The 23,274-nt window shown below is 68.5% G+C and carries 11 protein-coding genes; 2 read left to right on the top strand and 9 right to left on the bottom strand.

The genetic code is table 11. The annotated features are described in order from the left end of the window. Positions 1-2 precede the first annotated feature (2 nt). The 4 genes from ACIG5A_RS27250 to ACIG5A_RS27235 are packed head-to-tail and all read right to left on the bottom strand — an operon-like array spanning position 3 to position 11,167. Positions 3-2,429: a KR domain-containing protein gene (locus ACIG5A_RS27250; RefSeq protein WP_397244922.1), complete on the bottom strand. Its 2,427-nt coding sequence runs from the start codon at positions 2,427-2,429 to the stop codon at positions 3-5. Further along, positions 2,426-3,790, bottom strand: coding sequence for a cytochrome P450 (locus tag ACIG5A_RS27245; protein ID WP_397244920.1), 1,365 nt, complete (start codon positions 3,788-3,790; stop codon positions 2,426-2,428). The genes ACIG5A_RS27250 and ACIG5A_RS27245 overlap by 4 nt, the downstream gene beginning before the upstream one ends. 7 nt (positions 3,791-3,797) lie before the next feature. Continuing rightward, positions 3,798-9,650, bottom strand: coding sequence for an SDR family oxidoreductase (locus ACIG5A_RS27240; RefSeq protein ID WP_397244918.1), 5,853 nt, complete (start codon positions 9,648-9,650; stop codon positions 3,798-3,800). Positions 9,651-9,658: 8 nt separating this feature from the next. Further along, positions 9,659-11,167, bottom strand: a complete 1,509-nt coding sequence (locus ACIG5A_RS27235; RefSeq protein ID WP_397244916.1) for an acyltransferase domain-containing protein — start codon at positions 11,165-11,167, stop codon at positions 9,659-9,661. 388 nt (positions 11,168-11,555) lie between these two features. Between ACIG5A_RS27235 and ACIG5A_RS27230 the strand changes: the two genes are divergently transcribed. Both ACIG5A_RS27230 and ACIG5A_RS27225 read left to right on the top strand, forming a co-directional pair. Next, the gene (locus ACIG5A_RS27230) at positions 11,556-13,058 is read left to right on the top strand and encodes a sugar transferase (RefSeq protein WP_397244914.1); all 1,503 of its coding nucleotides are present in this window, start codon (positions 11,556-11,558) and stop codon (positions 13,056-13,058) included. A 160-nt stretch (positions 13,059-13,218) separates the two neighbouring features. After that, the gene (locus ACIG5A_RS27225) at positions 13,219-14,115 is read left to right on the top strand and encodes a LysR family transcriptional regulator (RefSeq protein WP_397244911.1); all 897 of its coding nucleotides are present in this window, start codon (positions 13,219-13,221) and stop codon (positions 14,113-14,115) included. A gap of 7 nt (positions 14,116-14,122) precedes the next feature. Here ACIG5A_RS27225 and ACIG5A_RS27220 read toward each other — a convergent pair whose 3' ends face one another. The 5 genes from ACIG5A_RS27220 to ACIG5A_RS27200 all read right to left on the bottom strand — a co-directional run bounded on the left by ACIG5A_RS27220 (position 14,123) and on the right by ACIG5A_RS27200 (position 23,270). After that, entirely contained in the window at positions 14,123-15,199 is a 1,077-nt protein-coding gene (locus ACIG5A_RS27220; protein ID WP_397244909.1) for an AraC family transcriptional regulator, read from the bottom strand. A 431-nt stretch (positions 15,200-15,630) separates the two neighbouring features. Continuing rightward, positions 15,631-19,422: a WD40 repeat domain-containing protein gene (locus tag ACIG5A_RS27215; RefSeq protein ID WP_397244907.1), complete on the bottom strand. Its 3,792-nt coding sequence runs from the start codon at positions 19,420-19,422 to the stop codon at positions 15,631-15,633. A gap of 127 nt (positions 19,423-19,549) precedes the next feature. After that, positions 19,550-20,674 (bottom strand): glycosyltransferase, encoded by a 1,125-nt coding sequence (locus ACIG5A_RS27210; RefSeq protein ID WP_397244905.1) that lies wholly within the window; start codon positions 20,672-20,674, stop codon positions 19,550-19,552. Next, positions 20,671-22,026 (bottom strand): glutamate-1-semialdehyde 2,1-aminomutase, encoded by a 1,356-nt coding sequence (locus tag ACIG5A_RS27205; RefSeq protein ID WP_397244903.1) that lies wholly within the window; start codon positions 22,024-22,026, stop codon positions 20,671-20,673. Before ACIG5A_RS27205 ends, ACIG5A_RS27210 begins: the two co-directional genes overlap by 4 nt. 11 nt (positions 22,027-22,037) lie before the next feature. Then, positions 22,038-23,270, bottom strand: a complete 1,233-nt coding sequence (locus tag ACIG5A_RS27200; RefSeq protein ID WP_397244901.1) for a GNAT family N-acetyltransferase — start codon at positions 23,268-23,270, stop codon at positions 22,038-22,040. Positions 23,271-23,274: the final 4 nt, after the last annotated feature.

The raw sequence follows: 23,274 nt of genomic DNA, 5'->3' as shown, positions 1-23,274 counted from the left end.
AATCACCCTCTCCCATAACGTGTTCCATGTAAGGCCAGCCGCAACCGACCGGCCTCGGTATATGCGGCGAAAGTCGTGCCGTCGCCCGCGACCCGGCCCGAGGTCGCGCGATCGTGTCCGAGGATGTCTATCGCGGCGATGTCCAAGTGCCGCACGTGGTCCGGCGCTTGGCGCCGATACGCGGCGAGCAGCATCGTCTCCAGCTGGTTGAGCGGCAGTTCCGGCGCGGGGGCCGGTACGGCGAACACGAGATCGCGCGGCCGGTCGGCCTCCACCCACACCGATCCGCCGGCTTCCGTCGGCAAGGCGCCGACTCGCAACACCTGGCCGTTCCAGCGCAACTCCCTGATCGGTGCGCCGGCGCGCGGCGCGGGCTCCGTATTCCTCTCGGCCACAATGTTTTCGGAACCGGTGCCGTAGCACAGCGCGCCGCGCGCGACGAGTGCGCCGCCCCGGGTCACCCGCACAGTCACCACCCAGGTGCGATCCACGGTCCACGCGCCCTCGGCACTCGCGCGCAGGTGTGCTCCTCGACCGTCGGCCCGCACCCCGGCGAGGTCGATCCACACCTGCCGCATGGCCGACAGTGCCCGCGGCGCGCCGTGCGGCTGCACCCAATCCCCCAGTGAGCGCAGGAATTCCAGCAGGACGCTCAGCGGGATGGCAGGCGCGCCGTCCACCCGGAAATCGGTGCAGGCGGGCAGGTACTCGGCGGCGAAGCCGATCTCGGTCTCCAGCGCGCGGCCACGCGCGAAACGAATCGGCGTGCCGAGCAGTATCAACCGGTTGGCCCATTGCTCGACGGCGGCGACATCGCTGCTCGGTGGATAGCCACACAGCAGCGTGGGCAACAGCAGCGCCTTGCCGGATTCGCCCATGAAGGTTCGCTCACCGGGATCGTCGGCGAGCAGCTCCCGTTCCCAGTGATCGAGGCCGTCGTCGACCTTCATAGCCGACATATAGGCCAGCGTCGCTTCGTAATTGGTGATGATGCCGAGCCGCTCCCAGGTCGGCCAGCACATGGTGGTCACCGGCACCCGCGCGGCGCGGCCGGACTGCGCCGCCCGCGCGGCCGCCCACAGTCCGATCCGGGCGAGCGCGTCATTGGCCGCACCGTATTCGAGCTGACCCACCATCCCGCCCCAGCGGCCGGACAGCGAGCCGACAGAGCTGAAGAATCGCACCGGCGGCAGCTCGGCGAGAGCGTCGAGTAGGTTGCACAGCCCGGTCACCTTCACCTCGACCGTGCCGCGGACCACCTCAGCAGTCTTGGCGGGCAACCGGACCGGTGCGTCGAGCCCCGCGTTGTGCACCACGCCGGCCAGTCGCGGCCCGGCCGCCGCCAGCAGCTCGCGCACCTGCGCGGGATCGACGACATCGCACCGCCGGTAGGTGATGTCGAGCCCGTCGCGGCGCGCCGCGGCCAGCTCGGCCGCCAGTTCCCGACTCTGTTCCACGCGTGCGAGTTCCGCGCGCACCTCGGCCAGGGCGCCCGCCTTCGCGGCCTCGATGAGCCTGCGATCGCGGTAGGTCTTGTATTCGTTATCCGAGAACAGGATTCGCTCGTCGTCCGGATCAGGGGCCGGGCTACGGCCGCTGATGATCAATCGACAGCCGTAGCGCAGGCACAACCGGCGCGCGAGCGCCAAGCCGATGCCGCGGCCACCGCCGGACATGACGACCACATCCCCGGATCCCAACTCCAGCACCGGATCCGGGACGTCGACCTGTTCCGGAACGAGGGTATAGCGCCCGCCCTCCGCATACCCGATCTCGAAATAGCCCCAGCGGTACAGCTCTCGGCACAGCAGCGCCGCCATCTCGGCATCGACCGGGTCCACCGCACCGGCGCCCGACGGCAGGTCCAGGACGCGAATGTTCACGTTGTCGAATTCGCGGGGAAGGCTCTTCGCCAGGCCGGCCCAGAGTCCACCGAGCGGCTGGGCAATCCGCGAGCCGGAGTACCCGTGCCTGCCGTCCAGCCGGGTGAGCGCGACATAGAACAGACGCTCGCAGTCGGTCTCGGTGCTCCAGTCGTCATAGCAGTGCCGCAGCAACGCGACCGTCTGCAGCAGGTGCGGCTGCCAGCCATCCGGCCGCGCGATATCGAGCGGCCGTTCGTAATTCAAGTCGACGATGCCGTCGAGCGCACCGGCGGCGGCGTAGAACTCGGCGACGCTGTCGTCACCGGCCGCCGGGTCGAGGCGCACCGGCAGTGCGCCGGCCGCGGCCAACGCCGTAACCACATTCGCCGCGGACGCGGCGCCGCCACCGATCACCGCGACGCGCCTGCCCGCCAGCTTGTCACTGACGTCGTCCGGCAGCGCGGCCACTTCCCTCGGCCGCCAGACGAATCGGCGCACGGGCAGCACCGTGCGGTCGTCGGGATAGTCGAGGCCCGTCGCGCGCTCGAGCGCGGGCGTGGTCATGACTTCCTCGGCACGAGCCGCAGCGCGATACCGCCGACCGGGCGCAGCGACACCGCGATCGCCAGATCCGTGCTGGTATTCGCGACCGGTTCGATCTCGAACCGGGAGACGATCATCGCCAGGGTCAGGTGCATCTGCGTGAGGGCCATCGCCTCGCCGACACATTTGCGCTGCCCGCCACCGAACGGGAAGTACGCGTACTTCGGCCTGCCGTGCTGTGCCGCCTCGGTGAACCGATCGGGATCGAAGCGCAGCGGCGTCACCCAGAAGTCCGGATGTCGCTGGGTGACATAGGGACTCATGAATACGCACTCACCGGCGGGCACGTGCCAGCCGTTCACCTCGTCCTCGGCCACCGCCTGGCGCGGATACACCCAGATGGGCGGGTGCAGCCGCAGCACTTCCTCGGTCACCTGCTTGGTGTAGACCAGATCCGTCAGATCCGCCGTCACCGGGTCGCGGCCGCCGAGCACGCGCTCGGTCTCCTCGTAGAGCCTGCGCTGCACATCGGGCGCGTGCGCCAATTCGTACAGCGCCCACGCCAATCCGGCGCCGGTGGTCTCGTGACCGGCCATGAAGATCGTCATCAGCTCGTCGCGGATATCGTCGTCGGTGAACGTGGGCTGGTCCGCGTCATCGGTCGCCGACAGCAGCATGTTCACCAGATCCGGCCGATTGGCGTGGCTGCCCGTCCGGTGCGCCTCGATGATGCGCCCGACGATGGCGTACATGGTTTCCCGCGCGTGTTCGGTGCGCCGATGGGACGGGAACGGGACCCACGCGGGCAGCAACTGCGGGAGCGTGCCGCGGTACACCATCGCCTCGATGGCGACGCGCATCGCCACGCCGACCTGTTCCTGCTCGAGTTCGAGATCGGTGTCGAACATGATTTCACCCAGGGCGCCGAGGGTGATTCGCATCATCTCGGGGATGATGTCGCCGGCTCGGCCGCCCGGCTGTTCCCAGCGCCGCATCACCTCGTTGGTCGAGTCCACCATGGTGGTGACCATCGAATCGATCGCGGTGCGGTGGAACAGCGGATTGACCGTTCGCCGGCGGGTGCGCCAATCGACGCCGTCGGTGGTCAGCAGGCCGTTACCCATGAAGATCTTGAACGCCTTGTATCCGACGCCGCGAATGTAGTTGGCGTTGTTCTCCTGCAGCACATGTTTGACGCCGTCCGGGTGGAAGGCGAAGGTCACGGTGAAGATGCCGACCGGCATGCGCACCGTGTCACCGAATTTGCGGCGCAGCGATTCGAAGAACGCCGGAGCGTTGCCACGAACGGACTTGACGTTGAGCGGGATCCGATGCGGCGCGGTCGGTCCCGGAGCGAGCCGTCGCGGCGTGGTGTCGATCATCGACATATCATTCGACCTCCGAATTCGGGTTGGCGGGGCCGGCGATCTCGCCGGTGACGATGTTCAGCCGTCCGGTGACGATCCAGTCGAGTCCCTTGAGCGCCAGGATGATTCGCCCATCCGGGCGCACTGCGACGAACAGGTTCTCCGGTGCGCCGGGTACCGGATGCTCGGGCACCACGGCGTACAACTCGATCGGTCCGGCGCCGCCGAGCAGTGCGTCGTTGGTGTACTCGTAGAGATCGAGCCGGTCGATGCGCAGCGGTGCCGCGATCGGTACCAGCCCGTGCTCGTCCGGCGCCGCGAGGACACCGGTCCGCAGCAGACCGTCGAGCAGGATCACCGGAACACGCAAGCGCGAGAACACCGGATCGCCGGGCGGCAACCGCAACGAGTACGTCGAGCGCTTACCCAGCGGATGCAGCCGGTGCGCCACGGTCGATTCGAAGGCGCCGCTCAGCAGCACCGGCGACCCGTCCCGGTAGTACGGGTCGGCGACGGACCGCTCGGCGGCCGGGTACCAGGGCGCCCAGTGCTGCGCGTCGGGCATGGTCTTCGCCATCAGCACGGTGGCGCTGAAATGTGGCTTGTCCCTGACCAATACGGTGCCGTTGGGCGCGATGACATCACCGGTGACCTCGACTCGCACCCGCACCGTCCCCGTATCGGGCCGGTCGTCGACGACCTCGGCGCGAATGCGCTTGCGCGCCTTGCGCTGTGCCGGGGGCAGCTTCAGGAAATGGTGGAAGACCAGATCCTCGACCGCGTGCACCCATCGTCGCGGAACCAGTGTGGCGGCCGCTTCCAGGGCGAGTTCCGCGACGAACGCACCCGGCAGTGTCGGCGTGCCCCCGACCAGATGCCCGTCGAGATAGCCATCGGTGGCCCGGTCGAAGTCGCGTTCGTAGACGGCCCATGGCCTGCCGTCCTTTTCGCCGCGGGAATGCAGGCGATCCAGGTAGAACGGTCTCGACATCGGTGTCAGGAATCCGGGCAGCAGCGTGGCGGCCGCGCCGTATTCCGCGGTGCCCAGATGCGCGACATATGGTCGGCGCCCGCCCAATTGCAACTGCCGGACGAAGTGATGCACGCCCTCGGCGGTCGACATGTTCGAGTACTGGCCCGTCTTCTCGAAGTACGCCTTGATGAGCTCGCCCGCGCCCAAGCCGACCTCGCCCCACAGCGTCCAGCCGATGGTGAACTCGTCGCGCCCCACGGCCTGTGCGCTGTGCACGGCGGCGGTGCCGAGGAAGTCGTTGGCCGCGGCGTAGTCGATCTCGCCGAGCTGCCCGGTGACGCCGAGCAGGGAACCGAAATTGCACCACCTGCACGGCGGCGACGACTGCAATGCCGCGACCAGGTTCGTGTAACCGAGGAGTTTGATATCACGGATCAACCGGAACTCGGCGAAGTCCTTGGCCGCGATGGGCGCGGAACGGTTGAGCCCTGCCGCGTTGATCAACAGGTCGATCCGCCCGACCTCCGCGCCGATCCGGCCCATCGCCCGATCGACCGCCGCCCGATCGCGGATATCGCACGCCAGGTAGTCGACGGCCGCGGCGCCGGCCGCCCGCATCCGATCCATATTCCGGATCGTGGTGCGCGCGTTGGCGATCCGCTCGTACTCGGCATTGATGGCGCGCGGGCTGGCCGACGGCTCCTCGGCCAGCCGTTCGCGCATGTAATCCCGCTTCGCACCGGCGAATTCGGCGTCGTCCAGCTCGCGATAGCGCTGCGGGACCTCCGCTATCTCGGTGGTACCGATCAGATAGAACCGGCCGCCGAAGTTACCTGCCACCGCGACGAGCAGCTCCGCGGTGATACCGCGGCCGCCGCCGACGGCGACCACCACCGAATCCCGGCCGAGGCGGGCGGTGACGTCGATCTCGTCCTCGATCACCGTCAGCGTGCAGCCGTAGCGCACACCGTCGGCGTAGTAGGCGATCGGCAGGCCGCGGGTGAGCGCCGACTCCGCCTCGGCCTCACCGACCGCACCCACCGCGTCCTTGTCGGTGACCACCGCGTACGTCGAACTCCGCGGCCATTCCAGCGCGGCGACCTTCACCGCACCGGTGAACAGACCGGCGTACGGTTGCGGCGTGCTCCCCGCCATCGCGTGGAACAGCACCGCGATCGTCGACGCGTCCGGTTCGGCCAGCTGCTCCGCGCGCTGCTTGGCGACCAGGAACAGCAGATCGTGCAGTGCGGCGAGGTCGGCGGTTCGCCGCGGCGTCACGGCGCCCGAAACATCCACGAGCAGGCGCAGATTCCGCACGTCGGCGCCATGGTCACACTGCTCGAGCAGTTCCGCGACGGCCTCCGGCGTCACCTCGGGCACATAGACGACGCCCTTGCCCGGCTTGGTCGACAACACCGTCGTCGCCTCCGGCGTAACCAGATCGAGCAGGATCCGTGGATCCTCGACCAGCAGCAGCGTCGGCGTATCGGGCAGAAACGTGGTCGGCCGCCGGACGACGACGCCGGGGTCGGGTTCGAGCTGCCAGGCGTGGCTGTCCACCCTGGTGGGGGCCGTGACGCCGTCCGCGGTACGGAATGCCTTGTCGTCCAGGAACTCCGGTGCGATCTCGGGCGCGTCGGTCTCGACGCCCGTGGCCGCATCACCCGTGGCCGGCCCGCTCACCCGAATCGAATGGTCGGGCGCGCCGTCCTCGCCTCGGCACCGCACCAGCGCCGATCCGCCCGCCGATACGGTACGCAGCGCCGCGAGCACACCGAACGCGCCTTCACCGCCCAGATAATTGGCGCGCCCGCCGGTTCGCGCGCCGCATTCGATGGTGGTATCCGCCGCAGCGTCCTCGGGTTCCGGCTCGAGGAACCCCATGATCGGCAGCCCCGCCCTGTTCGCCGTCTCCTCGGTGGTCACGGCGAGCAGGAACGCGCCCTCCGCGAGCCCGGCCTCGGGCGGCAGCAGCCGCGCCAGCGCCTCCCGATGTTCCGGCGTCGTATTGCCGTTGATGCCGCCGACCAACGCCATCCGCAGCTCACCCGCGCGCAGATAGCCCGCGGCGACCTCGATGGCGCGCCCCGCGGAGGTGAATCCGGTGTCGACGGTCATGTTCAAACCGTTGAGGCCGAAGTAGTTCGCCACCCGGGCCGGGATGACATTGGGCATCATCCCGGGGAAGGTGTTCTCGTTCGCGGGCGGCACCAGCGCGCGGACATCCTCGGCCACATCGCCGAGGACCTCGTCGAGCCACGGGATCCGCGCACAGTCAGGATCACCGTGCAATGCCGCCGCGACGTCGTCGACATAGCATCGGGTGACATAGAGCGTCGCGTTCCTTGTGCCACCGAAATGCCCCAATACCACGCCGGTTTCGGCCGCGTTGTCGTCCCAGAACTCGCCGAGTTCGGCACGGATGGTGCGCGCGCACGCCAGGATCATCGGCTGAGCGCGGTCGACGGCGCGCAACAGCGCGGGCGGCAGCTTGACCTCCTGGATGGTCGGCAGCGGGTACTGGTCGCCGAATGTCGTCGCGCCGCCGGGCGGTAGATGGTCCGCCACCGCAACGACGGCGAGACGCTGTGGCGCGGCAACGGGTTTCGACGCCTTCGGCCCGCTCGGCAGTTGTGCGGCCGCGGCGGGTTCCTGAACCACCAGATGGGCGTTGGTGCCGCCGAAACCGAAGCCCGACACCGCCGCCGTGCGCAGCGCACGCCCGCCCGCGGGCCAGCGCACCGCGACCTTCGGAATCTCCAGGCTGCAGGCATCGATCATGAATTCCGGTGGTGTCTGCTCGAATCGGTGCTGCGGCGGAATCATCTCGTGCTCGAAGCCGAGCAGCACCTGGATCAGTGAGGTCGTCCCCGCGGCCCAGCCGGTGTGGCCGATCACCGACTTGTTCGAGGTGATCTGGACCGGCTTCTCGCCGTCCATCGTGGTGCGCAGCGTGGTGAACTCCGCCAGATCACCCGCCGGGGTGCCGGTGGCGTGCGCGACCACCCAGTCCGGGATCACTCCCGCCATGCCCGGCAGTGCTTGGGCACGCCGGATCGCGAGTTCCTGGCCCGCGGCGCTCGGCGCGTAGATCGCCTTGCCCTTGCCGTCCGACGAGGCGCCGAATGCCTTGACCACGCCCAGGATCCGATCACCGTCGGCGCGCGCCCGGCGCAGCGTCTTCAGCACGACGGTGGCCGCGCCGTCGGAGAACAGCACCCCGTCACTGGTCTCGTCGAACGAGCGCACCTCGCCGCGGGACGAGAGTCCGTTGAGTTTGGCGAAAAGTACCGAGCCACACGGCCCGAGGGAGAACGCGCCGCCGCAGACCGCGATATCGTGGCGGCCGTCGAGCAGTCCCTTGATGCCCATATCGATCGCGTACAGCGAGGACGAGCACGCCGTGTCGACCATCGTCATGTCGGTGTCGTCCGGCAGCACGCCCGCCATCGCGCCCGCGCCGACCTGGTGCGGGAATGCCCGCTGCGGAGCGAGCCTGCTGCGCGGATACCTGGCGAGCAGTCGCGCCTCGATGGTCCGCAGCTGTGCGTCGGTGTTATCGATACCGCGCTGCCGCAGCGACTTTCGCATGCGCTGCAGCACACCCGTCACCGCGGTGGCCTCCTCGGCGTGCTGGTTGCCATCGGCGGTGTAGCCGACGATGAAGCCGTACCGATCCTCGGGCCGCCGCACTACCGAATCCAATGCTTGCAGTACCGAATTCCGCAGCCACAGAGTGGTCGACTCGACCTGGTCGGCGGTCTTCCCGCTGCACGCCAGCTCCTCGGCCAGTACCGGATGCGGCACGAAATCGGTGATGAACGCGGAATGTTCGGAGTAGGTCTTGTCCTGGGCGGACTTGTCCGTGGCGTGGAAGCTGCTGTTGTCCCACCGGTCCGGTGGGACATGGACGAAACGCTCGTCGCCGTCGACGAGCTCACGCCAGAATTCGGCGGGATCGTTCGCGCCCGAGACGGTGATTCCCATGCCGACTACGGCGATCACCTCGTCGTCGTGGTGGGTGAACTCGCCGGCATCGGCCACATCGGTATCACCAACGGCGGTATCGGCCGAATTCACCACGGCCGCACCGTCGATGGCGCCGTCGGGCACCGTGGCGCGTGGTGGCGACAGCAGCGCGGCGCCGGTGGACAGCCCGCCGTCGGCGAGTACCACCTGGCCGGTCACCCAGCTCGCCTGCGGTGAGGCGAGAAACGCTACCACCGCGGCGAGCTCATCCGGGGTGCCGAGCCGCCGCATCGGCGTGGCTTCGACGGTCGCCCGCCGCATCGCCGCCGCGTCCGGGAACTGCTCGGCGACAGCGCTTTCCAGCATGCCGGCGGCCGCGGTGTTGACCCTGATGCCGTATTCGGCGAACTCGACCGCCAGATATCGGGTCATCGCCTCCACCGCGGCCTTCGCCGGGCCACAGGCAAGGTAGTTCGCCATCACGAACTGGCCGCCGCCGAGGGTCGACACGTTGACGATGCTGGCCCCCGGTCTGCCCTTCATCAGATCGAGCGCACGCCGGGCGCAGCCGAGACCGCCCTTGAGGTTGGTGTCGAGCGCGCGATCGATCATCGCGTCGTCGACATCGGCGTATCCGGCGAGGCGGCCGTCGGCCGCGCTGTTCACCAAGATGTCGAGTGCCCCGAATTCGGCCGCGATCTCGTCGAACATTCGATCGCGCTGCGCCCGCTTGGCCACCGAGGCGCGGATGATATGCGCCTTACCGCCCGTGGCCTCGATTTCGGCCTTGGTCGCCCGCGCCTGCGCCGGTGACCGGAAATGATTGATGATGACGACCGCGCCGTCGGCGGCGAGCCGCAACGCGATCGCCTTTCCGACATTGCGCGCGCCGCCGGTGACGAGTGCGATCTTTCCGTCGAGTATCCGCGTCATCGCGTCACCTACGCCGCCGCGATCAGGTCGGCGATGCGACCGAGGGTGTTGTGCTCGCCGAGCTTGAAATCGGCGGGCAGTGGCCCCAGGTTGTAGGTCTCGCCGATCCGCCCGAGCAACTCGGTCTGTTTGACCGAGTCCACTCCGAGCTCGGCCTCCAGATCGGTTTCCTCGTCGAAGACCTCCGGCGGATATTCCAGCGCGTCGGCATATATGCGGACCAACTCGCCGAACAATGCCGCACGCGACGGTCTTTCCTTGCCGCCTTCCGGTGCGGCCGGTGCGGTGACCGGCGCCGCTGCCGCGGCGGGCGCCGCGACCGGATCCGGCACGATGGTCGGCCTCGAATACATCACCGCGTCGGCGGGCGCGAAAACCTCTTGCGCGTCAACCACGTCGAGCAATCGCGCCGCTGTCCGCAATTCCGACCGCGCGAACTGCGCGATGCGCGGACCGCAGACGTCCCACAGCCGCTCGAATTCGGCCGACTCGACACCGGGGGTGAGTGCGAGCCGGATGGCGTCGGTGGGGCGCTCGGTCGCCAGAACGCCCGCGTCGGTCAGCTCTGTGATCGCGACCGACAGGGTGGAGGTCGGCAGCAGCACGGACCGAGCCAGATGATCGTGTCCGGCGAGCACCCGCTTGGTGATCTTGGTCAAGGCGTCGAGCGCACCACATTCGATGAATGCGCCGACACCGCTCGCGTGCACGCTGCGCACCGCGTCGGCGAAGCGCACCTGCGTGGTCAGATGACCCGCCAGTTCCGCGGTGAAGTCATCGGTGTCCCGGTACGCCCGGCCCAGGATCGGCGAATAGACCTCGACCTCCAGCCTGCGCTGCGGGATATGCCTTGTGCGCCTGGCGAATTCGGTGGCCGCATCGGCAAGCATCGGACTGTGGAACGGATACGGCGATTTCAGTGTGACCATGCCGAGCCCGAGCACACCCGCGATGGCCGTCGCCGCGTCGACCGTCTTGCGCCTGCCGGAGATCACGGTCTGCCGCTCGTGATTCTCGACCGCGACCACCGTGTCCGGATCATCGATCAACCGCAGGATCCGTTCAGCCCTGGTGACATCGGTACTCAGCGCGGCCATGTACCCGTCGAGCTCACCCGCGGCACGCAGCACCGCGGTGCGGTGGGCGATGATCTCGGCGCCCTCGGCCACCGAGAACGCACCCGCGCACACCAGCGCCGCGATCTCACCGAAACTGTGCCCGACGAGCACACCCGGCGTGAGTCCGTGCGCGCGCAGCATGCGGTAGGCGGCCACCGAGGTGCCGTACATCGCCAGCTGGAGCAGATCCGGCGCCGATTCCAGCAGATCGTCGATGCCCTGGCCATCGGCGTTGAATATCCGACCGGAAATGGCGCCGCCCGACAACCGCTGCGCCACCTCGTCGATTTCACCGAAAATCCCCCCGGTTTCGGCATATGAATTAGTTACTTCCGCCAGCGCGCCTTCGAAATAAGCACCCTGGCCGGGAAACAGCACTGCGATTTTATCTACCGTCATCGGGGGAACCTTCCAGCGAAGAAAAGCTCGGGATCAGACCGGGCGCCGACACTGGCGCTCCGCGATAGTCATTCAACATGCTCGACAACGCCAAGAGAAGGGCTGCAGTGACCTTTAAGCAGTCCTTCAGCTAACGGTTGGCGAACGACAGTGTTGTCCGCAAAACCCCCGCTCAGCGCCACCATTACCCCGTTAATTAATATGCAGGCAAACCCTCTGGAGTGATCCATGACACAATACTTTCCACACTCGACACAAATCGCGGAAGCATCTGCCAGTATCGATTATCCATCGCCTCGACAGCATGTCCGATTCGATCCATTCGGACATTTTTCGATCCGACGTTCCACCCTCTCCGAAACCGCCCGCCGACTCGAGTAGGTACGTCATGTCACTGGGATTCGAAATTCACGGCTCCGACCTGATCACCGGTAACTCATCCGAATCCGCTGAACGCATCTCATGGCAAGAGAAGTTCGCTCGCCGCTTGTTCGTGACCGATCTCGCCATCGTGCTCATCGCGGTGGCCGCCGCGCAGTGGCTGCACATTCAGGGACCGACGCACAACCCGTTACGATGGCAGCTGACCGACAAGGCGGGCAGCCTGCCCATCTCGTCGCTCATCGCCGTGGCGTGGATGATTTGTCTCGCGCTGTGGGGCACCCGCTCCACGGTGATCGTCGGCAGCGGCACCGCGGAATACCGATCGGTCACCTCCGCCACCCTGATCCTGTTCGGCGTCATCGCCATCGGCACCCATGTGCTGCAGACCGGGGGCATGCGCGACTATTTCGGTATCGCCCTGCCGCTCGGCCTGTTCGGACTGATCGCCAGCCGCAGGCTGTGGCGCACGCATATCGCCCAGCGCCGGGCACGCGGCGAGTATCTGACTTCGGTACTGCTGGTCGGCAGCAAAGGCGCGGCGCACGACATGGCCGCCGAATTCGCCCGCGACAGTACGGGATACCGGGTGGTCGGGGTCTGCACACCGGACGGCAGGGGCGACGGGGGCGACGCCGATATCCGCGTCGGCGACCGCGCGATTCCGGTGGTCGGCGACGCCGATTCGGTAGTGCAGGCGGTACGGCACACCGGCGCCGACGTAGTGGCGGTTGTCGCCACCGACGCGGCCGTCACCACCGACTTCCGGCGCATCACCTGGGATCTGGAGGCAGTCGACGCAGGCCTGCTCGTCGCGCCGGGTATCGCCGATATCGCACAGGACCGGCTGACCAACCGCTTCGTCTCGGATCTGCTTGTCGTGCAGATCGATAAGCCGCAATACAGCCGTGCGATGTCGATTCGCAAAATGATCTTCGATCGCTGTTTCGCGTTGACCGCCGTGCTCTGCACGCTGCCGGTCCTGCTCGTCGTCGCCGTCGCGATCAAACTGACCAGCAAGGGACCGGTCTTCTATCTGTCCGAGCGAATCGGCCTGCGCGGCAAGCCGTTCCGCATGATCAAGTTCCGCACCATGTATGTCGACGCGGACGCCCAGATGGCGGCGCTGATCGCGAGCAACGGTGCGGCGCCGATGTTCTTCAAGCTCAAGAACGATCCCCGGATCACCGAAATCGGCAGGCTGCTGCGCAAATTCAGCATCGACGAGCTGCCGCAATTCCTCAACGTGCTGCGCGGCGATATGAGCGTCGTCGGACCGCGCCCGCAGGTGCGCCGCGAGGTCGAGACCTATGACGCCGTGGCCAGCCGCAGGCTGTTGGTCAAGCCGGGCATCACCGGACTGTGGCAGGTCAGTGGGCGCTCGGACCTGACGCCCGCGGCAGCCATCGGACTCGACACGTTCTATGTCGACAACTGGTCGATGCGGCTGGACTTTTCCATCATCGCCAAGACGATACGTACGGTCACCAGCGGCGAAGGCGCGTACTGAGCAGAGCGCCCGGCGAATTGCGCATGGCGGCGGGGGGTGGCGGCCATCTTCGGGGTGCACGCGGACAGGCAGGCGGACCGCGCCGAGCCGGTTCTTGACTTGGCCCCCGCTTCGGCGAACCGTTCGAGCACCCGCCGCGTCCGGCAGAAAGGTGGATGTTATGGACCCAGGTTCGCATCGTGCCCACGAGAGACCATTCGATCTGTATCGACTCGAACAATTCCTCGAAGTGGCCGAGCAACTGAGTTTCACCAAGGCCGCGCAGACACTGCGCATCACTCAGCAGGCGTTGAGCATGGCGGTACGCCGGCTCGAAAGACAGCTCGGTGTCACACTTTTCGAGCGCACGCGGCGCCGCGTGGCGCTGACCCAGGCGGGCATCACCCTGCGCGACGGCACGCGCATCCTGCTCGCGGCCTCCGAGGCACTGATCACCCAGACCAGGGACGCCGGCGGCGAACCACCCCATCCCTACGTGATCGGCCATGCGCCACCGGTCACCGCCGACGAGGTCTACCGACTCCTCGACCCCGTGCGGGCCGCCTTGCCCGAGGCCTCGGTGACCGCGTGGCAGCTGCTGCCCGACGCGTTGGTCACCGCGGTGTTCGACGGGTCGGTCGATCTCGCGCTGCGCCGCGATGTCGTCGAACCACCGGGACTCGCGTGCGCGGTGATCGCCCGGCACCAGCTCCGGGTGGCCGTCGGCGCCACCCACCGGCTGGCCGACCGCGAACAGCTGACCGTGAACGATCTTCGCGGCGAGCGGATACTCGTCGCCGCACCACCCGGCGCGTCCGCCTACACCGACTTCCTGCTCGGGATCTGCCGAGTGGCGGGCTTCGTACCACAGGTGGCGGTCCACTCCGTCGCCGACACGCCACCACTGTTCGCGATCGCCGGCAATATCGGCATCGCCTTCGTCACCTCGGCCCCCGGACCCGCCCACGATGGACGGGTCCGCGTCATCGCACTGGCCGACGCACCGCAGGTGCCGACGCAGGCTCTCTGGCTGCCGCACACCGGCTCCCCGCTGCGAAACCTGCTGATTCCCAGCTAGTTCACGGTCACGACGCCGCACGCCCCGGCTCGGCGGCGAGGCCGATGACCGCGCGGCCGGTCCCGCGCGACTTGCGCGTCTCACTCGGCGGCTCGGCATTCCATCGCACATAGGCGCGCCGGAATTCCCGCGCGTCGCTGTACCCGGTCTCGGCCGCGATCTGCGCGATCGTCATGCCGGTCTCGCGCACCAGGTACAGCGCCCTGCGCTGGCGCACCCGATCACGAATATCGGTGAAGCGCTCGTTCGCGGCGCTCAACTGCCTGCGCAGCGTGCGCTCGGTGACGAAGAGCCGGTCGGCCACCTCGGCCATCGGCATCGCCTTGCGCAGATTCCCTCCGAGGATGGCCTCGACCGAGGCGACCGTGTCGTGCCGCTCCTCGGTGGCTTCGACCATGCGCTTGAAGGCGTCGAGCGAGGCGTTCAGACTGGCCTCGTTATAGGTTCGAATCGGCCGGTCGAGCAGCTGACTCGGAAAACTGACGTCGGTGATCCCCGCATCGAATTCGATGGGACATCGCAGGTATGCGCGGTACTGCTCACCGTAGGCCGGTTCCGGATAGGCGATGCGCACGCGCGTCGGGACGACCTCGTCCTCCAGCACCGACCGCGAGAACAGCAGCGTGGTCAGCATCGCCTCCTCGGTGAGGAACCGCAGCAGTTCGGGGTCGGGGATGCGCTCGTGGATCCGAACCGTGCTGAGCTCCGCGCCGCGGTGCAGATCGAAATCGAGCAGGCTACCGACGAGCTGGTGCATCTCGATGCCGAGCGCGAAGGCTTCGGCGCCAGTGCGGCAGGAGCGCATCGCGAATCCGAGCACGCCGAAACCGACGATCGCGTTCCGCGCGCCGACCTCGATACCCCACGGCCCGTCCGGCAGCGCACGCAATGCGCGCCGGATGATCGTCGTCGCCTGCCGGTAGGACACCCGCGTCTGCGGCCCGTCGAGTTGTCCAGGTACCACGCCCGTCCCGGCGAACCAGGGATCGGTGTCGAAACCGCGCTCGGTGACGAGCCGGTGCAGGTGCAGCAGGATGGTCGGTGGAATGGTGGCCGCGCTGAACTGCGGATCACAGATGTCCATTTTTCGGACGACTCCTTCGGTCGAGCACTCTATCGGCAACACACCCGAGTTGCTTCCATATGGAATCTTTTGGGCGGACTCTTCCCTAGCTCGAGTCGACTTCGGGTGATGAGACGATGGTTCTTCAGCATTGCCTCAGGGTCAAGCCAACTTCCAGCAACTTCGCCGTTATTGCAGGTGAGCCGCATATTGCGATAATCCGGACCGGATTTGATTAACGATATATTTACGCCTATCTGCTTGACATTCCGAACAGGGTTGACTAAGCGACGCCTAGTCCGTTATCGATACGCAACAAAGCTCACCGAAGAATCCACCACTGCCCCGCTCGGTGCGCATCAGCCGGAATCACCGCACGGCAGGGCGAACGACCGATCAGCCACGCAGGAGATCAACCGGACACCGCCACCGCGCGGAGGAGAAACGAAGGCTCAGTTACAGAGCCGGACACCGAGCCGCGACGGCGCCCACTGTGGCCAGGTCTTGTCGTCGTCGAGCCCGACCACCCGGCGGCATAGCTCGGCCGCGACCACCGCGGGATCGATCGTCCACAGCTCGGCCACCTGATCGCCGATACCGAACAGCCTGCGCGGATCGCGGGTATCGAAGCGGATGAACCAGCGCGAGCCGATATCGGTCGAGATGGATCGGCCGAGCGAGCGGATCACGCGCGGATCGCTGACGTCCCACAGTTGCAAGGAGTGGTTCTCCCCGGCCGAGGCGAGCTTCTCGCCGCGGGAATCCAGGCTGAGCGTGGCGACCGTAGCGCTGAGCGTCGGTGCGGTGCCCACCACCCTCGCGGTCGCCGGATCACCGACATCCCACGACCGGATGGTCTCGTCGTCGCTGCCACTGAACAGGTAGCGGCCGTCGCGGCCGAAGACCAGGGTGCTGACCGCGGCGTGATGACCGGTCAGCCGGGCGACCAGCGCAGGCCGCTCGCGCACGCCGATATCCCAGAGATAGATCGTCGCATCGCTGGATCCCGCCGCGACGAGGTTGCCATCCGGTGAGATCGCCAGCGACCGTATCGACTGGGCCGGGCCGGTCAGCGGAACGGGAAAGGCGCGCGGTCGCCGCCGATCCGTCACATCCCACAACCGCAGCGAGTTGTCCGCGTTGCCGGTCACCAGCAGCGAGCCATCCGGGCTGAAGCGATTGAGGGTGATGTACTTCGTCGGCAGCACCAGCGACGGTCCGAACGGCACCGGATGGGCGGGCTCGGAAATATCCCACAGCCGGATACTGCCGCCCTCCAGATCCGCGGCGGACAGTGTCTTGCCGTCCGCGCTCAGTTGCACACGGACGCCGTGCGACGCGGGCAGCTGCGCCGAGGTCTGACTGGCGAACGCGACATCGTCGTTGGCGCCGCGCGTCCACACCTGGAAGCTGCCATCCTCGCCGCCGGTCACCAACCGAGTGCTCGCCGCGTCCAGATCCATCGAGGTGAGTCCCGCGTCCGAGGACACCGAAAGTCGCGAGAGCGGCCTGGTCCAGATGCGGAGCCGACCGTCCGTTCCGGCCGTGACCAGGCGATCGTTAGTCGCCGATCGCACACTGTGCACCGCGCCGTGGTTTCCGCGCAACTGGCCGCCGATCGGGCGAGGGCCCGCGAGGGAGGTGACATCCCACGTCTGCATGGTGCCGTCGACGCTGCCGGTCACCAATCCGCCGCTGCCGTCGAACATCATGGTGGTCAGCGCACCACTGTGCCGGGTCTGCGGCGTGCCGAATTCGCGTGGCGCGGTGGGATCGGCGAGCGTCCAGGTGCGTAGCCTGCCCGCCGAATCGCCTGCGGCAAGCAGATTTCCGGGGCCGAAGCCGACGGTGAGCACATCGTCGGAACCCACGATCGGTGCGCCTACCGCGGTGATGCGGTCCGGATCGTCGACACGCCACAGCCGGACCGAACCGTCCTCGCTGCCGGTGGCGGCCAGTGCGCCGTCGGGACTCAGGGCGAGCGCACGGACGATTTCGACGTGCACCGGAACCGAAACCCGGACACGCACATTCGCCGGATCGCTGACATCGAGCGCCGTCAGCGCCCCGTTATCGCCCGTGACGAACAGCGTGCGCCCATCCGGTGCGAAGGTGATCGCCCGGTTGAACGTGGCGGTGCCGAACACCGCCAGCGGCCGGGGCCGCGCCCGATCGCTGACATCCCAGAGTCGTACCGTCTCATCGGAACCCGCACTGGCGAGCACCGCACCGTCCGGGCGGAACGCGACCGCGGTGACTCTGCCCAGGTGTCCGCGCAGCCCTTCGCCCCAGGGACGTGGGCCGCGCTGGTCGGTCAGGTCCCACAGCCGGATCACCGAATCGTCACCCGCGCTGGCGACAGTGTTGCGATCCGGACTGGATGCCAGGCCGAACACGCGCCCCGAGTGCTGAGCGGCCGAGGTCGCGACGGTCGGGTAGGTCTGGGTGGCGAGCAGCCGCGCCCGCGTGTCCGCGCTGTCGGGTCGCAACCGGTAGGCGGCCAGCGCCAGCCGAGCCGACAGCGCCGGGTCGAAGGCGCCGAGCTGGCGTGACTGGGAAACGAGGTCACCCACCGCGACGTCGATGCGATCGGCGACCGCGGATCGGTGCTGCACGACCGCGGTGCCCGCGGCGATCACCGCGACGACCACCAGCATGGCCGCCGCGACGCGCAGCCACGTGCGGCGCCGGGTACGCCGCCGCTGCCTGGTCCGCGAGACGTCGAGGAACTCCTGCACGACCGGGTTGGGTGCGCCACCGCGGCCGAGCCATTCGGATACCGCCGCCAGACGTCTGCGCGAATACAGCGACGCCACCGGCTTGTTCGCGTCGAACCAGGCGCGGGCGTCCTCCTCCACCCGGCGCCTGGCCAGTGCGAACTGCTGCTCGTCGGCGATCCACCCGACCATCCGCGGCCAGGCCCGCAGCAGCGCGTCGTGCAGCAGCTCGACCTCGTCGTCGTTGTGGATGACCGCGAGCCTGGCCTCGACGATGCGCTCGATGACTGCGCCCGCCAGCTCGGGGCGCGGCGATTCCCGCACGAGAGTCTCACGCGCCAAACGGTTCCGGGTGACCGAACGTGGACCGATATGGGTCAGCGCCATGAGCACGCCACGCGCCGTCTGCCGTTCCTTCTTCGAGAACGCGTCCCACATCTGTTCGGCGGCCGCGGCCACCGAGCCCTCGATGCCGCCGACCGCGCGGTAGGCCTCCAGCGTCATGGTCCGGCCGCGCCGCCGCGTCCACGTCGTGTCGAGCACGTGCGACAGCAGCGGCAGCAGCGCGGCCCTGCCGTCCTCGGAAGCCGCGCTGGCCACATCGTGCAGCACGACATCGACCAGCGCGGGTTCGACGCGCAGTCCGCGCGCGACGGCAGGCTCCAGCACGACCTCGCGCAGTTCATCGTCCGACATCGCCCCGAGGAACACCGAGCTGTCGTGTACCGCGCCGGACAGGAATGGATACTCGAGCAGATCGTTGAAGTAATCCGAGCGCACCGCCATCACCACCGCCACCTGGCGCGGGTCGTCGGTCGCCACGGTCAGCTCGCGCAGCGCCTCGACGAATCGGCGGCGCGGCAACGGATCGGGGCAGCGACTGAACATCTCCTCACCCTGATCGATCAACAGCAGCACCCGGCCGTGCGCGGGCGCCTCGGCGAGCGCGGCTGCCAGCGCGGCGGCCGGATCGGCGCCGGGGCACATCCGCACCGGCGTGTACCCCCGCACGTGTCCGGACAACCCAGCGGCGAGCAGCGAGGACTTACCCGCGCCCGGCACGCCGAGCAGCAGGATCAGGCCCGCGCCGCCCGCTTGTTCGATCGCCGCGACGAGCTCGTCGCGCACGGCGGCGCGACCGAAATACAGATCGGCATCCTCGGCGCGGTACGGCGCGAGGCCGCGATACGGCGGTTCACCCGCCGTCGACGAGGCGGCGCGTGCCGCCTCCCAGTCGGCGCGCCAGATCACGGAGTCGAACAGGTCCGAATCGCCGCGCACGTCGGTGGTCCTGGCCTTCGCGTCCGCACTGAGGATGGTGAGCACCGGCAGCAACACCTCGAACGACGCGGGGAGGTGACTGCCGCGACGCCAGTCGCTGATGCGCTGCGCGGTGACCGGCGTGTCACCACCGGTCATCCTGGCGTTCGCCCGTCGCACCACGGATTTCACCGGCGGTGCGCCCGCGGCGGCGAACAAGGCGGCGAAGCGAGCGGCGAACCGTTCGCGCGACCCCTCTGCTGCCAACCTTGCTCTCTCCTCCGTTCTACTTGCCACGCCATGACTCGCGGCAACCGCACCAGTGTCCCGGCGGGCGGTGCGCCGAGGTGCGGGGTTCGGGCGACTCGACCGCGTGGCCCACCCTGTTGGCCGCCTATCCCCCGCTCGCGTCGAGCACGCCGGTGACGACCGTCGCGATCCGCGCGCGAAAGGCGGCCGGCGCGAAGGACACGGCATGTGCGCGCACCACTGCCGGGTCGTAGCGGGCCGGGTCGTGTTCGCCGAGCAGCTTCGCGAGCGCGCGCGTCACCTCGTCGTCGGTGCCGCCCGGCACGTACTCGCCGGTGCTGCCGGGCCGGACGGTATCCAGCGCGCCACCCGCACCGACCGCCAAAACCGGTGCGCCACAGGCCATCGCCTCGACGGGTACGATGCCGAAGTCCTCGATACCCGGCATCAGCAGCGCACGGCAGCGCCGGAACAGGTCGAGCAGCATCACGTCGGGCACCGCGCCGAGGAAGGTGGTCTCAGGCCCGGCGATCGATTCCAGCTGGGGCCGGAATCGGCCGTCGCCGGCCACGATCAGCCGGACACCTGCGGCCTTCGCCGCCCTGATCGCGAGGTCGGCGCGTTTATACGGCACCAGACGACCGGCGAACAGGTAGAAGTCCTCGCGCCGCACGGCCGGGTCGGGAAAGTAGCTGTCCACGCGCACCGGCGGATTGATCACCGTCGCGGGCAGACCCCACCAGTCGCGCACGCGCCGCGCCACCGCGTGCGAATTGGCGATCACGTGCGCCAGCCGCGGCGCGGCGCGGCGCTCGTGATGACGCGCCAGCGCGCCGAGTCCGGCGAGCGCGAGCTGACCGGCCCGCCCACCCGCCTCCTGTGCGCGGAACGCGCGATCCCATGCCCAGCGCGCCGGGCTGTGCACGTAGGCGATCACCGGGGCATCGGTGGCGAACACCGCCTGGGTGGCGAAGGCGTGATGGCTGACCACGACCGCATCGAACCGGCCGCGCAGCGGGAGTCGTCGCATCGCGCCGGGCACCAGCGGCAACAGTGGGGCGTGCGAGCGGGCGCCGATACGGCTGAGCCAGGTGTCGTGCACGGCGTGCCCATCCCCCGCCGCCGCGTGCAATGCGCGGATACCGGCCTGGTCGGCGATCGGCGCGTACACCGGCGCGGCGGGCCAGGTCCGCATGAACTCCGCGACGACGGCCTCGGAGCCGCCGAATTCGGTGAGGCGTTCGTGCACGAGGGCGATACGGGGTGTCATTGCCGCATCTCCTCGATCCGGCGCGGTTCGGCGCGCCGCCGCAGCGCGGGCGCCACCGGACGTCCGATCCGAAAGCCCGTGACATCGCCCTGCTCCAGTGCCTGCAGATAGGTGTGCGCGGCGTGGCGGCAGACGGCGACCGTCTGCTCGATATCGGCGGGCGTGTGCGCGGCGGAGGTGACGAACGACTGGCCGAGCACCCCGCCGCGCAGCAGTTCCCGCAGGAACAGCGTCCGGAATGCCTGCGAGGGTTCGCCCGCCCGGTCTCGGGTCACGAATACCAGGTTGGACGGGCGGCCGAGCACCTGCAGATACTCGCCGATCCCGAGTTCGTCCGCGACCGCGCGCACGCCCTCGGCCAGCTGCCTGCCCGCCTGTTCCATCCGCCCGATCGGATCGAGCGTCGAATAGGCCTGCGCCACCGCGCAAAACGCCGCAAGCCCGCCCGATTCCGCCCCGTGCGTCGTGGACAGCAGGAAGACCCGATCGCGATCGGTGCGCAGACCGCCGAGTTCCATGAATTCGCGCTTACCCGCGAGCGCCGCGATCGGAAAGCCGTTGCCCATGGCCTTGCCCCAGCACGAAAGGTCCGGCACCACCCCGTACACCTGCTGCGCGCCGCCTGCCGACCAGCGGAAGCCGGTGATCATCTCGTCGAAGACGAGCAGCGCGCCATGCCGATCACACAGTGCGCGAACACCTTCCAGATAGCCCGGCGCCGGCTCCGCCACCGCGGTCGCCGCCTCCATGACGACACATGCCACGTCGTACGAGCTCAGCACGCCCGCAAGCGAATCGAGGTCGTTGTAGGCGAAGCGGACCGTGTCCACCGCCGGGATGCCGCTGTCCATCACGGTGGTGCCGATGAACCAGTCGTCGACCGAGAAGAACGGCTGCGCGCACACCGCGACCGTCTCGCGACCGGTCACCGCCCGGGCCAACCGGACCGCCGCGGTGGTCACATCGGAACCGTTCTTGGCGAACTTGACCATGTCCGCACCGGGGACGAGGGACAGAAAGTCCTGTGCCGCTTCGAGTTCCAGTTCGGTGGGCCGGGTGAAGCCGACGCCGTCGGCGATGGCCCGCGACACCGCGGCGACCACCGGGCCATAGCCGTGCCCCAGGGTGACCGCACGCAAACCCATGCCGTACTCGATGAATTCGTTGCCGTCGCTGTCGGAGACCCGGCAGCCGCTGCCGCGCACCAGAATCGGCGCCATCCGCTCCGGATACTGATCGGCGCCCCGCGCGTAGGTGTGCGCGCCGCCGGGCACGAGATCGTGCAGCCGATCCTGTAATTCATTGCTGCGGGTGAAACTTCGCTGAGCGATGAGCTCTGTGGCGTCCGGCATCGTCGGTCCTCTCACTGGTGCCGGGCGAGGTAGGCCCACAGCTGGTAGTCGCCGGGCTCGCGCCCGTCCACCCGCAGGTCTGCCGCGGTGCCCTCGAATCGCATACCGGCGGCCTGCGCCGCCGCCGCGCCGGCCGAATCGCCGACTTCGACGGTCAGCGCGACACGTTCGATGCCGTGCTCGGCCGCGTAGCCGAGCAGCAGCCGGATCGTCGTGGTCAGCAGCCGCACGTCGGCACGATGCGGGTCGAGCTGGACGAACAAGGTGATATTGCGATCGAACATGTCCAGATCGCGCAGTCCGCAGGCGCCGATCGGCACACCGCCGGCCTCGACGACGAGCACCAGCCCGTCCGCCGATCGAATACTCCTGCCGCGCACCATGTCCACCGCACCACGCAGCGATCGCCGATCGGACCAGCCCCGGCTGCGCAGCAGCACCTCGGCGTGCTCCGGATCCGCCAGCCGCACCTGTTCGCCGTGTCGCAGACCATCCAACAGGTGCCACAGCCTGCTCGCACCGTGGCGCAGCACGGTCCTGGCGAGCAGCACGCCACCGGGAGATCTGCGCGCCGCGGGCGGGCGGCCGGACCAGGTGGCGGCCGCGGCGCGTGGCGTGTCCGGGCCGTCCAGCCATCTGTCCAGGTAGCCGGCCGCGGGCGCGGTCGAGCGCGTGGCCGCCCACAGGTCGTGATCGCGTCGTCCTCCGCCCGCGTCGAAGTATTCGGCGAGTACCGCTTCCCTGCGCAACCCGACCGCCGCCGCGGTCCGCGCGGGCGGGGCGTTGTCCGACGAGATCGGCGCGGTGACCCGGGTCAGTCCGAGTGGCCCGAACGCGTAGTCGAACACCATCGCCGCGGCCACCTGAGCGAACCCTTTGCGCGCTTGCCGCGCATCGAGCCAGATCGCCATTTCCGCGGTCCCGCACCGTCTGTCGATCGAGCCGAGCTCGATCTGACCGGCGAAGCGGCCGTCGATCTCGATCGCCAGCGGCAGCCGGCGTCCCGACCACGCCTGTTCCGAGGCGATCACGCATTCGTGCGCCCACTGCCGCTGGGTGTGCCGCTGCGACCAGTCGAGATCGGAACTGTGCCAATAGGGTTCGATACGCTCCCGGTCCCGCAGCCGGATGCGACGCCATTCGGCGTAGTCGTCGAGCCGGATGCGTCGCAAGACGACGACACCGCCGTCCAGCGCCACCGGCCCGAGCCGGACCCGCGCCAGCGGGTTCCCTGATACCGCCATCGCG

The organism is Nocardia sp. NPDC052566 (assembly GCF_044547285.1).
Taxonomy (GTDB): Bacteria; Actinomycetota; Actinomycetes; order Mycobacteriales; family Mycobacteriaceae; genus Nocardia.
Note: the sequence above shows the minus strand (reverse complement) of the source record. Positions and strands in the feature narration are given on the sequence as shown.